At 42.8% G+C, this 12,186-nt stretch carries 10 protein-coding genes and 5 tRNA genes; 10 read left to right on the forward strand and 5 right to left on the reverse strand.

The genetic code is table 11. The features are described 5' to 3' along the window. Window positions 1-3 precede the first annotated feature (3 nt). From GNIT_RS04940 to folD, 4 genes are all read right to left on the reverse strand, one after another. On the reverse strand, window positions 4-1,713 hold the full coding sequence (locus GNIT_RS04940; protein WP_014108053.1) for a proline--tRNA ligase: 1,710 nt from the start codon (window positions 1,711-1,713) through the stop codon (window positions 4-6). Between the two features lie 174 nt (window positions 1,714-1,887). Beyond that, window positions 1,888-2,625: a tRNA (N6-threonylcarbamoyladenosine(37)-N6)-methyltransferase TrmO gene (tsaA, locus tag GNIT_RS04945; protein ID WP_014108054.1), complete on the reverse strand. Its 738-nt coding sequence runs from the start codon at window positions 2,623-2,625 to the stop codon at window positions 1,888-1,890. Continuing rightward, entirely contained in the window at window positions 2,609-3,157 is a 549-nt protein-coding gene (locus tag GNIT_RS04950) for a DUF1415 domain-containing protein (protein WP_014108055.1), read from the reverse strand. The genes tsaA and GNIT_RS04950 overlap by 17 nt, the downstream gene beginning before the upstream one ends. Window position 3,158: 1 nt before the next feature. Beyond that, entirely contained in the window at window positions 3,159-4,046 is an 888-nt protein-coding gene (gene folD / locus GNIT_RS04955) for a bifunctional methylenetetrahydrofolate dehydrogenase/methenyltetrahydrofolate cyclohydrolase FolD (RefSeq protein ID WP_014108056.1), read from the reverse strand. 200 nt (window positions 4,047-4,246) lie between these two features. On the opposite strand from folD, the gene GNIT_RS04960 reads away from it, so the two are divergent. The 5 genes from GNIT_RS04960 (at window position 4,247) to GNIT_RS04980 (ending at window position 4,822) form a co-directional block, all read left to right on the forward strand. After that, window positions 4,247-4,323, forward strand: a tRNA-Pro gene (locus GNIT_RS04960). A gap of 19 nt (window positions 4,324-4,342) precedes the next feature. Beyond that, window positions 4,343-4,419 (forward strand) — tRNA-Arg (locus GNIT_RS04965). Window positions 4,420-4,471: 52 nt separating this feature from the next. Continuing rightward, window positions 4,472-4,547 (forward strand) — tRNA-His (locus GNIT_RS04970). Between the two features lie 77 nt (window positions 4,548-4,624). Next, a tRNA-Leu gene (locus tag GNIT_RS04975) sits at window positions 4,625-4,709 on the forward strand. Between the two features lie 36 nt (window positions 4,710-4,745). Then, window positions 4,746-4,822, forward strand: a tRNA-Pro gene (locus tag GNIT_RS04980). A 391-nt stretch (window positions 4,823-5,213) separates the two neighbouring features. Here GNIT_RS04980 and GNIT_RS04985 read toward each other — a convergent pair. Further along, window positions 5,214-5,399 carry a hypothetical protein gene (locus GNIT_RS04985; protein ID WP_041246304.1) on the reverse strand — a complete coding sequence of 62 codons (186 nt, stop codon included), beginning with the start codon at window positions 5,397-5,399 and terminating at the stop codon, window positions 5,214-5,216. Window positions 5,400-5,598: 199 nt separating this feature from the next. On the opposite strand from GNIT_RS04985, the gene tig reads away from it, so the two are divergent. From tig to hupB, 5 genes are all read left to right on the forward strand, one after another. Continuing rightward, window positions 5,599-6,903 carry a trigger factor gene (gene tig / locus GNIT_RS04990; protein ID WP_014108058.1) on the forward strand — a complete coding sequence of 435 codons (1,305 nt, stop codon included), beginning with the start codon at window positions 5,599-5,601 and terminating at the stop codon, window positions 6,901-6,903. Between the two features lie 96 nt (window positions 6,904-6,999). Continuing rightward, a complete protein-coding gene (clpP, locus tag GNIT_RS04995) occupies window positions 7,000-7,632 on the forward strand; it encodes an ATP-dependent Clp endopeptidase proteolytic subunit ClpP (protein WP_014108059.1) in 633 nt (210 codons plus the stop codon). 109 nt (window positions 7,633-7,741) lie between these two features. Further along, window positions 7,742-9,019, forward strand: coding sequence for an ATP-dependent protease ATP-binding subunit ClpX (gene clpX, locus GNIT_RS05000; protein ID WP_014108060.1), 1,278 nt, complete (start codon window positions 7,742-7,744; stop codon window positions 9,017-9,019). A 159-nt stretch (window positions 9,020-9,178) separates the two neighbouring features. Continuing rightward, window positions 9,179-11,527, forward strand: a complete 2,349-nt coding sequence (gene lon / locus GNIT_RS05005) for an endopeptidase La (protein WP_014108061.1) — start codon at window positions 9,179-9,181, stop codon at window positions 11,525-11,527. A gap of 296 nt (window positions 11,528-11,823) precedes the next feature. After that, window positions 11,824-12,096, forward strand: coding sequence for a nucleoid-associated protein HU-beta (hupB, locus tag GNIT_RS05010; RefSeq protein WP_006009977.1), 273 nt, complete (start codon window positions 11,824-11,826; stop codon window positions 12,094-12,096). Window positions 12,097-12,186 lie beyond the last annotated feature (90 nt).

Below are 12,186 nucleotides of genomic sequence, written 5' to 3' on the forward strand. Positions count from 1 at the left end.
GCTTTAGCCTAAATTTTTTATGTACTCAAGCAGGTTATCGACCTCTAACAAAGTTTTTTCACCTGATTTTCTATTTTTTATTTCAAGCTGCTGATTATCAAGATTCCGCTCGCCAATTACAACGCTGTAAGGTATGCCAATTAATTCCATATCATTAAACATGACACCTGGACGTTCTTTTCTATCATCAAATAACACTTCGATACCAGCGTCACATAAGTCTTTGTAGAGCTTTTCAGCAACTTCTTGGATGCGAGGAGATTTGTGCATATTCATCGGAATAATAACGACTTTGAACGGCGCGATACTTTCAGGCCAAATAATGCCGTATTTATCGTTGTTTTGCTCAATGGCTGCCGCGACAATGCGTGTAACACCGATACCATAACAACCCATCTGTAGGACGTCATGTTTACCTGATTCAGTTAACACGCCACAATTCATTGCTTTTGAATATTTATCACCAAGTTGGAAAATGTGGCCAACCTCGATACCTTTGGCAATCGCTAGTATTCCCTCTCCATCGGGCGAAGGGTCGCCGGCGACTACGTTACGTATATCAGCCACTGTGTATGTTTTCACATCTCGTTGCCAGTTGGCTCCGGTAAAGTGTTGTGCTTCTTTATTAGCACCGCAAACGAAATCAGACGCTGTTTCTGCACTGCGGTCAACGATAATTGGAAGATCAAGCTCAACAGGCCCTAAAGAGCCAAAACCACAGTTAAGTTTAGCTTTTACCGCCGCTTCGTCGGCCATTTGCAGTGGCGAGGCAACGAGTGCTAACTTTTCCGCTTTAATGCTGTTTAAACTGTGATCACCACGCAATATTAGGGCAACAAACTCATGTCCTGAATCTTCGTCAGCTTTTACGATCAACGTTTTGACCGTTTGTTTTACGTCGCAGCCAAGCAATGCTGATACCTTCGCAATTGTTTTCGCATCAGGGGTATCGACAAGCTGAAGCTCGGCAGCACCCTCTGTCGCTTCTCCTAAGGCAACTGCTTCGGCTAGCTCTACATTCGCTGCATAGTCAGATGTATCACTGTAAGCAATATCATCCTCACCCGAGTCGGCTAATACATGAAACTCATGAGAAACTGCGCCACCGATTGAACCCGAGTCCGCAATAACAGGACGATACAATAAACCAATTCTTTCAAATATATTGCAGTAAGCTTGATGCATTATTTGATAAGTCTGATCTAGACTTTCTGCGTCGATATGAAACGAATACGCATCTTTCATAATGAACTCTCGGCTGCGCATAATGCCAAACCTAGGACGCACTTCGTCACGAAATTTGGTTTGAATCTGATACAAATTTAGCGGTAGCTGCTTATAGCTGCTAACTTCATTCTTAACAAGGTTGGTGACAACTTCTTCATGCGTTGGACCAAGCACGAAATCTCGATTGTGACGATCCTTTATGCGCAATAACTCTGGTCCATAGTCGTCCCAACGACCAGACTCTTCCCATAAGTCACCGGGTTGAACAACGGGCATCGATATTTCGATTGCGCCAGCTTTGTTCATCTCATCTCTCACTATGGCAGCTACTTTATTAACGACTCTTAAGCCAGTAGGGAGCCAATTATATAAACCAGAGGCAAGTTTGCGAACCATACCGGCGCGAAGCATAAGTTGATGGCTAATAACTTCAGCTTCAGCTGGTGTTTCTTTCTGAGTAGCAAGTAAATATTGAGAGGTACGCATGGTGTTTAGGTAACCTTGAAGTTTTTCTAACGATGTCAGAGACTAAAATAAATTTAATCGAGAAGTTTAACAGCGCGCAGAGTGGCAACAAAGCATAAAATGAAGAAACTCTTTATTTATTTTTTTATTACACTTTCACCGATTCCTTAACTCTTGAACGATTCCGCCGCTTGCTTAGTATTTAGCTTCAATATCAATAACGTAGTTTATTGCCTCACGTACCTGCCATTTGATATCGTAACTGTACAATAGGACTGAATATGTTTTTTCATCTTCCGTTACTGATTTGTATGCTGGGCGAGGATCTTGCTCTAAAATATTCTGCAATAGCACTTCAAAGTCAGGGTGCTTGTGCAGCAGCTTATTAAGCTTTACACGGGCAAGATCAGAGTAGTCGACCTGCAGAATCGTGTCGGGAGCAAATTCAGCAAATCCGCAAGAGGCATCGCTTATACTGTCCGCGTACCGTATATAAGGTTTAATATCGATAATAGGTGTTTTATCTAGTAAATCGACGCCTGCCACTACGAGCTCATTTTTGCTATTGAGCCCTAGATTTTTCACGACGGAAAGGCCGATAGGATTTGGTCGAAACGTGCTTCTGCTGGCGAATACGCCCACCTTTTCGTTGCCGCCTAGGCGAGGAGGGCGAACCGTATCTTTCCATCCCCCCTGTAGATTTTCATGAAATATAAAGCTTATCCATAGATGTGAAAAGTCATCGAGTCCGCGGCATGCATTTACTGGATTGATATCGGATGAAAATATAATAAGACCCGTTGCCTTGCTAATTGACTGTGATTGCCGTGGAATACCAAATTTCTGTTTAAAAGGTGTAGAGATAATACCGATTGAACGAAACTCAAAACTAGCTGCATTTGTACTACCTGCATTACTATTTCGTTTGGTCATGTGAGCCAAGCAATTGCTGAAAAAACGCTTTTCCTAATTTCTCTGCATGTTTAATGTTACGCACGGGAATATTTTCAGGATTCGGAAACGTCTCGAGCGCTAATTCTAAGCTTTCTTCACGAATGATATGTAACATCGGAAAAGGTGAACGATTGGTATAGTGGCTGGTGGCATCGGCCGGTGCGTCAGCAAACATATAGTCTGGATGAAAGGTGGCTAGCTGAAAAACACCTTCGTATTGTTCTTGTTTTAATAGCCTATTAGCAAGGTCAACTAAATCTAAGTAATCGAAGAAATCTTTGACACCATTAGTGATAATGAGTAGCGTCGTTTCAATGTTGCTTTGGTTTTCTAATAACTGCATTTCATCTAGCAATGCTTGCAAAATCAGCCCGTTATCTGTTTCTTCAGTTGCAACGGCGCGGATGCGGTGACTGTCTCGCTCTTTGCGTGCGAAGGGGCAGAAATTTTCACCGATAATGACTTTATCAACCCAATGTAGTGTCTGTTCAACCGCTGTTTGAGTTGTCATGCTACTGTTCCTTCGAAGCCGCTTGTTTAGCGTTATGGCTGTGAAATTTGACATAGGCCTCGAGCGTATTTTCGATCAGACTGGCAACTGTCATTGGTCCGACGCCGCCGGGTACGGGAGTAATCCAGTCAGCGCGTTCTCTCGCTATCTCAAAATCAACATCACCGGTCAGCTTACCGTTCTCCAAGCGATTGATACCCACATCAATCACGATAGCACCTTCTTTTATCCATTCTCCAGGAATGAAGTGAGGCTTACCAACAGCAACTACCAGCAAATCGGCGCGCATCACATGCTCTTTCAACTGTTTCGTAAATTTATGGCACGTTGTGACAGTGCACCCGGCTAACAATAGTTCTAAACCCATAGGCCGCCCCACAATATTCGAAGCACCCACGATGACAGCATCTAATCCTTTGACAGGGCGCTTGGTAGCTTCAATCATGGTCATAATGCCTTTCGGCGTGCATGGGCGCAGGGCAGGCATACGCTGTGCCAATCGTCCAATGTTGTAAGGATGAAAACCGTCGACGTCTTTATGCGGATGTATTCGCTCTAGCACTTTTTCCGCATTTAAACCTGCTGGCAAGGGTAATTGCACTAATATGCCATCTATAGTGCCATCAAGATTTAACTCGTCTACTAATGCGAGCAGTTTTTCTTCCGAGGTATCGGATGGAAGATTGAATGATTTGGAAACAAAGCCGACTTCTTCACACGCTTTCGTTTTGTTGCTCACATAAACTTTAGATGCTTCATTGCTACCTACTAAAACGACGGCTAGTCCGGGCATCCTTCTGTTTGCTTCCTTAAGCGTATCCACGTAAGCATGTACGTTGTCTCTAACATGTTTGGCAATTTTTTTACCGTCTATTAAATGAGCAGTCATCGAGTATTCTTTTGTCGCAATAATTTAGTGGGTGTAGTGTAATAAAATCAGTCATTAAAATACACTCTTATACAAACAACTTGTTTGCTTTTTAAGCAACTGAAAAAAAACTTAAATTCATTGTAAAAAGTGTTTGACGATACTAGGGCAAGTCGGTAATATGCGCCCCCCGTAGAGGTAGTGTTCTACCAATACGGTTTCGGTGAGTGGCGCAGCTTGGTAGCGCACCTGGTTTGGGTCCAGGGGGTCGTAGGTTCGAATCCTATCTCACCGACCATTTGCTTTTGATTCGACGAGCGTCCGTAGCTCAGCTGGATAGAGCACCCGCCTTCTAAGCGGGTGGTCGCAGGTTCGAATCCTGCCGGACGCGCCATGCGAATCTAGCAGGTAAAGTAAGTTGTAAAATGTTGTAAAGTGAAACAGTGGTGGGCGTAGCTCAGTTGGTAGAGCTCTGGATTGTGATTCCAGCGGTCGTGGGTTCAAACCCCATCGTCCACCCCACTTTTTTTGCTAAGTTCGACGTTGATTGGTCAACGCGCAATGTCGAACAAATAGCACCTTTGACAAGGAATAGTTTCGCGGGAGTGGTGGAATTGGTAGACACGCTGGATTTAGGTTCCAGTGCTTCACGGCGTGAGAGTTCAAGTCTCTCCTTCCGCACCATCTTATGTGTAGCCACACATAAAAAAAGCAAAATGTCGGTGAGTGGCGCAGCTTGGTAGCGCACCTGGTTTGGGTCCAGGGGGTCGTAGGTTCGAATCCTATCTCACCGACCATCTTTGTGAAAAAAAATCTTCAGCTCATGAACCAACAAAAAATAACGAACTAGCCAAACTGTGTCCCAGTTTCTGGCGGTCGCGTTCAAAAATCTAAAAATCTCAACGAGTCAATTTACACAACGAGGGGCCAGGTTCCTTGAAATCAAAGAACCTGGCCCCTTGTTTCACAAAATTCAAAAAGCTCAAAAAGCCCAAAAAGCTCACTAATGCAAACAGCATCCGGGCAGCCCTATCCGATAGAAAGCGTCAATCGGCAGGACGCCGATTGCCGAGCGACCCAGGGATGGGCTCGAAGCGACTTTCTATCGGATAGGGCTGACCGGATGCTGTTGGAATACAGCCACCGCTTTTGCACCTAGCGACCCAGAGATGGGCTCGAAGCGACTTTCTATCGGATAGGGCTGACCGGATGATGTTGGAACACAGCCACCGCTTTTGCACCTAGCGACCCAGGGATGGGCTCGAAGCGACTTTCTAACGGATAGGGCTGACCGCATGCTGTTAGAATACAGCCATCGTTTTGCCATTTACCACTCGCTTTTGAATCAAATAATCTAGCGATTTCTCTATGCATGTTGGGCACATAGCAATTAATTTACATTTATTACCTGTAATCACTCGACTCCATGGTGTCGTCTCTGTATAATTCCGCGTCCTTTTTTAAACTCATGTGGCTTAGTTTAGCTAGACCACATTCGGCAACACCATGGCATTAGTCATATTAGCGTGTTGAATCATGTAAAGCGCACAGAAGCGCAAGTTGAGGTAGAACAATGCAAGTGTCAGTCGAGACGACTCAAGGTTTAGAACGCCGTCTTACTATTACCGTTTCTGCAGATTCTGTAGATACCGCTGTTAAAGCACGTTTACAACAATTAGCAAAAACACAACGTATTAACGGTTTTCGCCCAGGTAAAGTTCCAGTAAGCGTTATCAAGAAGCGTTTCGGTCAGGCAGTTCGTCAAGAAGTTGCCGGTGACGTTATGCAGCGCAACTTCTACGAAGCCATAATGAAAGAAAAGATCACGCCAGCAGGTATGCCTACTTTTGACATGACCAAAGACGTCGATGGTCAAGACTTAGAGTTTGTTGCTACTTTCGAAGTGTATCCAGAAGTTAAAGTTGCCGGCCTTGATAAAATTAAAGTCGAGAAGCCAGTAGTTGAGATTACTGACAAAGACTTAGATACCATGATGAAAACGTTGCAAACACAGCACGCTTCATGGAAAGAAGTTAAGCGCAAAGCTAAGAAAGACGACAAAGTAACGGTTAACTTCGTAGGAACAATTGACGGCGAAGAATTCGACGGCGGCAAAGCAGAAGATTTTCCATTAGAACTTGGTAAAGGTCGTATGATCCCAGGTTTTGAAAAGCCATTAGTCGGCGCTAAAACGGGTGATGAAGTTGTTTCTGAAGTCACTTTCCCTGATGACTATCATGCAGAAGCGCTAAAAGGTAAAAATGCCTCTTTCGCGATCACAGTGACTAAAGTTGAAGGCTTAGATCTACCGAAAGTTGACGATGAGTTTGCTAAATTATTTGGTGTAGAAGAGGGCGGTGTTGAAGCGCTTAAAGCTGAAGTTAAGAAAAATATGCAGCGTGAACTAGACCAAACCTTGAAAGCAACCGTAAAAGAAAATGTAATTGCAGGTTTGTTAGAAAACAACGAATTGGATTTGCCAAAAGCGCTTGTTGATCAAGAAATCGAAGCTCTGCGCCAGCAAGCGAAGCAACGTTTTGAACAGCAAGGCAAAGGCGGTCAGGTTCCTGAATTGCCAGCAGACTTGTTTACAGATAACGCTAAACGTCGAGTCAGCATTGGTTTGTTGTTAGGTGAGATTATAAAAGACAACAAATTAGAAGCGGATGAAGCTAAAGTCACACAATTAATTGAGACTGCAGCGTCTGCATATGAAGACCCTCAAGAAGTGGTCGAGTATTACCAGTCAAACGCCGAGTTAAAGCAACAAATGCAAAATCTTGCATTAGAAGAACAAGCAATTGAAGCGATTCTTGAAAAAGCAAAAGTGAAAGAAGTTAAGAAAGCTTTTGACGAAATCATGAACAAAAACGCGTAAATTGTTCTTCAACAATTGACTTATCACGCTATCAACTGATTAAATGCTCGGACTATCCGGGCATTTTTTTTATGAAGACTTTTTATTAAGAGAATTATGACAAATATTATTACAGAACCGCACAGCGCATTAGTTCCTATGGTCGTCGAGCAAACAGCTCGCGGTGAGCGCTCTTATGATATCTATTCACGCCTATTAAAAGAGAACGTCATTTTTATGGTGGGTCAAGTTGAAGACCACATGGCAAATTTGATTGTTGCTCAAATGTTATTCTTAGAAGCAGAAAATCCAGAAAAAGATATCTTCCTTTACATTAATTCTCCCGGCGGCTCAGTTACTGCTGGTATGGCTATTTATGATACTATGAATTTCATTAAGCCTGACGTGAGCACTGTATGTATTGGTCAAGCTGCCAGTATGGGCGCGTTTTTGCTCTCAGCCGGCGCAAAAGGAAAGCGTTATTGTTTGCCTAATGCACGTGTTATGATTCATCAACCATTAGGTGGTTTTCAAGGGCAAGCTTCGGATTTTGAAATACATGCTAAAGAAATTCTTTCTATTAAAGAGAAGATGAATAGACTGATGGCAGAGCATACAGGGCAAGATTACGAAAAAGTGGCTAAAGACACAGATCGTGATAACTTCTTAAGTGCACAAGAGTCAGTCGACTATGGATTAGTTGATTCAGTAATGGCTAATCGTGCAGAAGTGTTGAAAAACGCAGATTAATCGCCATAGTAAGCAAGTAAGCAAGTAAGTAGTAATGGTTCGCACTTTTCTTCATTTTGCGAACCACAATAAGAACCCAGTTTAGGGTAAGAATGAAAAGGCAAATTTTATGAGTGATGACCATGATAAAGACGGCGACAGCAAACTACTGTATTGCTCGTTTTGTGGTAAAAGCCAACATGAAGTTCGAAAGTTAATTGCAGGACCAAGTGTATTCATTTGTGATGAGTGCGTCGAACTGTGCAACGATATCATTCGCGAAGAAATCAAAGAGATTTCACCAAAGCAAAAGAACGATGCGTTGCCAACACCGGCCGAAATCCACAAACATCTAGACGATTACGTCATTGGCCAAGAGCATGCCAAAAAAGTATTAGCCGTTGCGGTCTATAATCACTACAAGCGATTGCGTAACAATGATGTGCACGATGGCGTTGAATTAGGTAAAAGTAATATACTGCTAATTGGTCCAACGGGAAGTGGTAAAACGCTACTCGCAGAGACCTTAGCGCGTTTATTAGACGTGCCATTCACAATGGCCGATGCTACTACGTTGACTGAAGCTGGCTATGTCGGCGAAGACGTTGAAAATATCATTCAAAAACTCTTGCAAAAATGTGATTACGATCCAGAAAAAGCGCAGCGTGGTATCGTTTACATCGACGAAATTGATAAAATTTCTCGCAAGTCTGACAATCCGTCTATTACCCGAGATGTTTCTGGTGAAGGTGTTCAGCAGGCATTGTTGAAACTGATTGAGGGTACAATTGCGTCAGTACCACCTCAAGGCGGCAGAAAACATCCACAACAAGAGTTTTTACAAGTAGACACTTCTAAGATCTTATTCATTTGTGGTGGTGCGTTTGCCGGACTAGATAAAGTAATTGAGCAGCGTGCAGCTAAAAACGCAGGTATTGGCTTTGGTGCTGAAGTGAAGTCATCGTTAAACAAAAAGGCTGTGAGCCAGTTGTTTAAAGAAGTCGAACCTGAAGACTTAGTGAAATACGGTTTAATTCCTGAGTTCATTGGCCGTTTGCCCGTTGTGGCGAGCCTCGAAGAGCTGAATGAAGATGCATTAATTCAGATTTTGAAAGAACCGAAGAATGCCATCACTAAGCAATACGGTGCATTGTTCGCCTTGGAAGATACGGTATTAGAGTTCCGTGATGATGCGCTGCATGCGATTGCAACAAAAGCGATGCATCGTAAAACGGGTGCGCGTGGATTACGCTCTATCGTTGAAGCGGTTCTATTGGATACGATGTATGAATTACCGTCTATGCCAAAAGTGAGTAAAGTTGTGATTGATGAAGCCGTGATTAAAGGCGAATCAAAACCACTGCTTATTTATGATAATGCGCAAGACAAGAAGGCTGCTTCAGAATAAACAGAGGCATTTGAAAAAGTGAAAGCTGAGCAGACAGAACCATTGGGACTGACTTCTCAGCTTTTTTTTTCGTTAATTATTAGTTTTTTTTCAATTTCGGTTTGAACTTTGCCGGCCAAGCCCCATATAAACATGCAAGTCCATAAACAAGAGAGAAATATGACAACTGAGCTCAATAATCTCAGAACAATGCCAATTTTGGCATTGCGTGATGTGGTCGTTTACCCACATATGGTTATCCCACTATTCGTAGGGCGTGAAAAGTCTATTCAATGTTTAGAAGCAGCAATGGACAACGACAAGCAGATCTTTTTAGTCGCCCAGAAAGATGCAGGCATTGACGAGCCAGCTGTGGACGATATTTATACGGTAGGCACCGTAGCTACAATTCTACAGCTTCTTAAGTTACCTGATGGAACAGTCAAAGTGCTGGTTGAAGGTAATGTGCGTGGCCAAATTGAAAAGTATATTGATGTTGATCCATTCTTTACCGGCGAAATAAAGTCAATTGAGGCTGAAACATTAGATGATGCTGAACAAGAAGTCTTAATACGTTCCGCTGTGTCTCAGTTTGAAGGCTATGTAAAGCTAAACAAAAAAATCCCACCAGAAGTACTGACATCGCTAAACGGCATCGAAGACGCTGCGAGACTTGCTGATACGATGGCTGCTCATATGCCATTGAAGCTAGCGGAAAAACAGAAAGTACTTGAAATGAACGCCATCGTTGAGCGTTTAGAGTACCTGATGGCGTTGATGGAAGGTGAAATTGACTTACTGCAAGTTGAGAAGAAAATAAGAACTCGCGTTAAGAAGCAGATGGAAAAAAGTCAGCGAGAGTATTATCTCAATGAGCAAATGAAGGCGATTCAAAAAGAATTGGGTGAGATGGATGAAGCACCTGATGAGTTTGAAGCGTTAGCAAAGAAGATTACCGAAGCGAAAATGCCGAAAGATGCGAAAGACAAGGCTGAGGCAGAGTTAAATAAACTGAAAATGATGTCTCCGATGTCTGCAGAAGCGACGGTTGTCAGAAGCTATATCGATTGGTTGACGTCCGTTCCTTGGTTTAAGCGCAGTGTTGTAAAGAAAGACTTAGCGAAAGCGGAAGAGGTCTTAGACAACGATCACTACGGTTTAGAGAAGGTTAAGGAACGTATTCTTGAGTATTTAGCAGTGCAGCAGCGCGTCAAAAAACTCAAGGGGCCAATTTTGTGTTTAGTGGGCCCTCCTGGTGTTGGTAAAACATCTTTGGGTCAATCGATTGCAAAGGCAACGGGAAGACAATATGTAAGAATGGCACTGGGTGGCGTAAGAGATGAGGCTGAGATCCGTGGTCACCGCCGCACATACATAGGTTCACTACCTGGTAAGTTGATTCAAAAGATGTCTAAAGTCGGAGTTAAAAATCCGCTGTTCTTATTGGATGAAATCGACAAAATGTCGTCTGATATGCGCGGAGACCCATCCTCGGCATTATTAGAAGTCCTCGACCCTGAACAAAATTCGACCTTCAGTGACCATTACTTAGAGGTCGACTATGACCTTTCAGATGTCATGTTTGTTGCAACATCGAATAGTATGAACATTCCTGATGCTTTGCTCGATCGCATGGAAGTTATTCGATTGTCGGGATACACAGAGGACGAGAAACTCAATATTGCGACTCGTCATTTGATTAGTAAACAGATTTCTCGTAATGGGCTAAAGGCGAAAGAACTTGAGATAGAGGATTCTGCGATTATCGGTATTATTCGTTATTATACTAGAGAAGCCGGTGTAAGGAGTCTTGAGCGGGAAATATCTAAAATTTGTCGCAAAGCCGTGAAGCATATTTTGCTGAACAAAGGCAGCAAAAAAGTGGTCGTAAATCAGGATAATCTAAAAGAGTATTTGGGTGTCCAGCGTTATGATTACGGAAAAGCTGATAAGAACAATCAAGTTGGTCAAGTAACTGGTTTAGCTTGGACTCAAGTGGGTGGGGACTTGCTTACGATTGAGACGACTTCTGTGCCAGGTAAAGGTAAAACAACATTCACGGGTTCGTTGGGTGATGTTATGCAGGAATCAATTAAAACTGCGATGACTGTGGTTCGTTCACGCGCTGAAAAGTTGCGCATTAACGCTGACTTTCATGAGAAGCGAGATATTCACGTCCATGTTCCTGAAGGTGCGACACCAAAAGATGGTCCAAGTGCCGGCATCGGTATGTGTACTGCTTTGGTTTCGACATTAACCGGTAATCCAGTAAAGTGCGATGTTGCAATGACCGGTGAGATTACGCTTAGAGGCGAAGTTCTAGCTATCGGTGGTTTGAAAGAAAAGTTATTAGCTGCACATCGTGGCGGTATAAAAACCGTCATCATACCCAAAGACAACGAGCGGGATTTAGAGGAAATACCAAAAAATGTGATTGGTGATCTGAATATTTATCCCGTTCAATGGATAGACGAAGTGCTAAATATTGCGCTAGAGTCACCGGTAGATGCTGTAGAAATTTTATCCTAGTTAGGGTGAGAAATTTTTGAAGACTTGCCTGTTGAATAAAAAACAGGCAAATTCTTTGAAAAAAACGCGATTTTTTTACTTTTTTTAAATATTAGGGCTTCACAAGTCCGACAGTTATGCTACCTTTAGGTTCGTACTCGCTTAATGCCTTGTCACGAAAGGGATAGCAAGCGATTTACTAGGAAGTTAAAAAATTGTTAATGATAGCTTGAAGTTCAGCTTCAAGCTTGTTATAACTTTTAGACAATATAATTTTGCATTAAGCAAATATAATAAAAAAATAAAGGGGTCATATTGTGAACAAGTCTCAACTAATCGATACAATCGCTGCTAGCGCAGATATTTCTAAAGCTGCCGCGGGTCGTGCATTGGATGCTTTCACTGACGCAGTTACTTCTGCTCTTAAAGATGGCGATCAAGTAGCACTTGTCGGTTTCGGTACATTCTCAGTTCGTGAGCGCGCTGCGCGTAGCGGTCGTAACCCACAAACTGGTGAGACTATCCAGATTGCTGCTGCTAAAGTACCTTCATTCAAAGCTGGTAAAGCATTGAAAGACGCTGTTAACTAAGCATTTTAGTTTTATTCTAAAAAGGCGATGGCTAGTCCATCGCCTTTTTTATTTATATTATCTAAAAAAGAATGCTTAATAGTCGCGCAA

The sequence above is a fragment of the Glaciecola nitratireducens FR1064 genome (genome assembly GCF_000226565.1).
Taxonomy (GTDB): Bacteria; Pseudomonadota; Gammaproteobacteria; order Enterobacterales; family Alteromonadaceae; genus Glaciecola; species Glaciecola nitratireducens.

Bases quoted from the DNA above. Each gene is read 5' to 3' on its own strand.
- GNIT_RS04940 (WP_014108053.1), bottom strand. From the start codon at position 1,713: ATGCGTACCTCTCAATATTTACTTGCTACTCAGAAAGAAACACCAGCT.
- tsaA (WP_014108054.1), bottom strand. From the start codon at position 2,625: ATGACCAAACGAAATAGTAATGCAGGTAGTACAAATGCAGCTAGTTTT.
- GNIT_RS04950 (WP_014108055.1), bottom strand. From the start codon at position 3,157: ATGACAACTCAAACAGCGGTTGAACAGACACTACATTGGGTTGATAAA.
- folD (WP_014108056.1), bottom strand. From the start codon at position 4,046: ATGACTGCTCATTTAATAGACGGTAAAAAAATTGCCAAACATGTTAGA.
- GNIT_RS04985 (WP_041246304.1), bottom strand. From the start codon at position 5,399: ATGCATAGAGAAATCGCTAGATTATTTGATTCAAAAGCGAGTGGTAAA.
- tig (WP_014108058.1), top strand. From the start codon at position 5,599: ATGCAAGTGTCAGTCGAGACGACTCAAGGTTTAGAACGCCGTCTTACT.
- clpP (WP_014108059.1), top strand. From the start codon at position 7,000: ATGACAAATATTATTACAGAACCGCACAGCGCATTAGTTCCTATGGTC.
- clpX (WP_014108060.1), top strand. From the start codon at position 7,742: ATGAGTGATGACCATGATAAAGACGGCGACAGCAAACTACTGTATTGC.
- lon (WP_014108061.1), top strand. From the start codon at position 9,179: ATGACAACTGAGCTCAATAATCTCAGAACAATGCCAATTTTGGCATTG.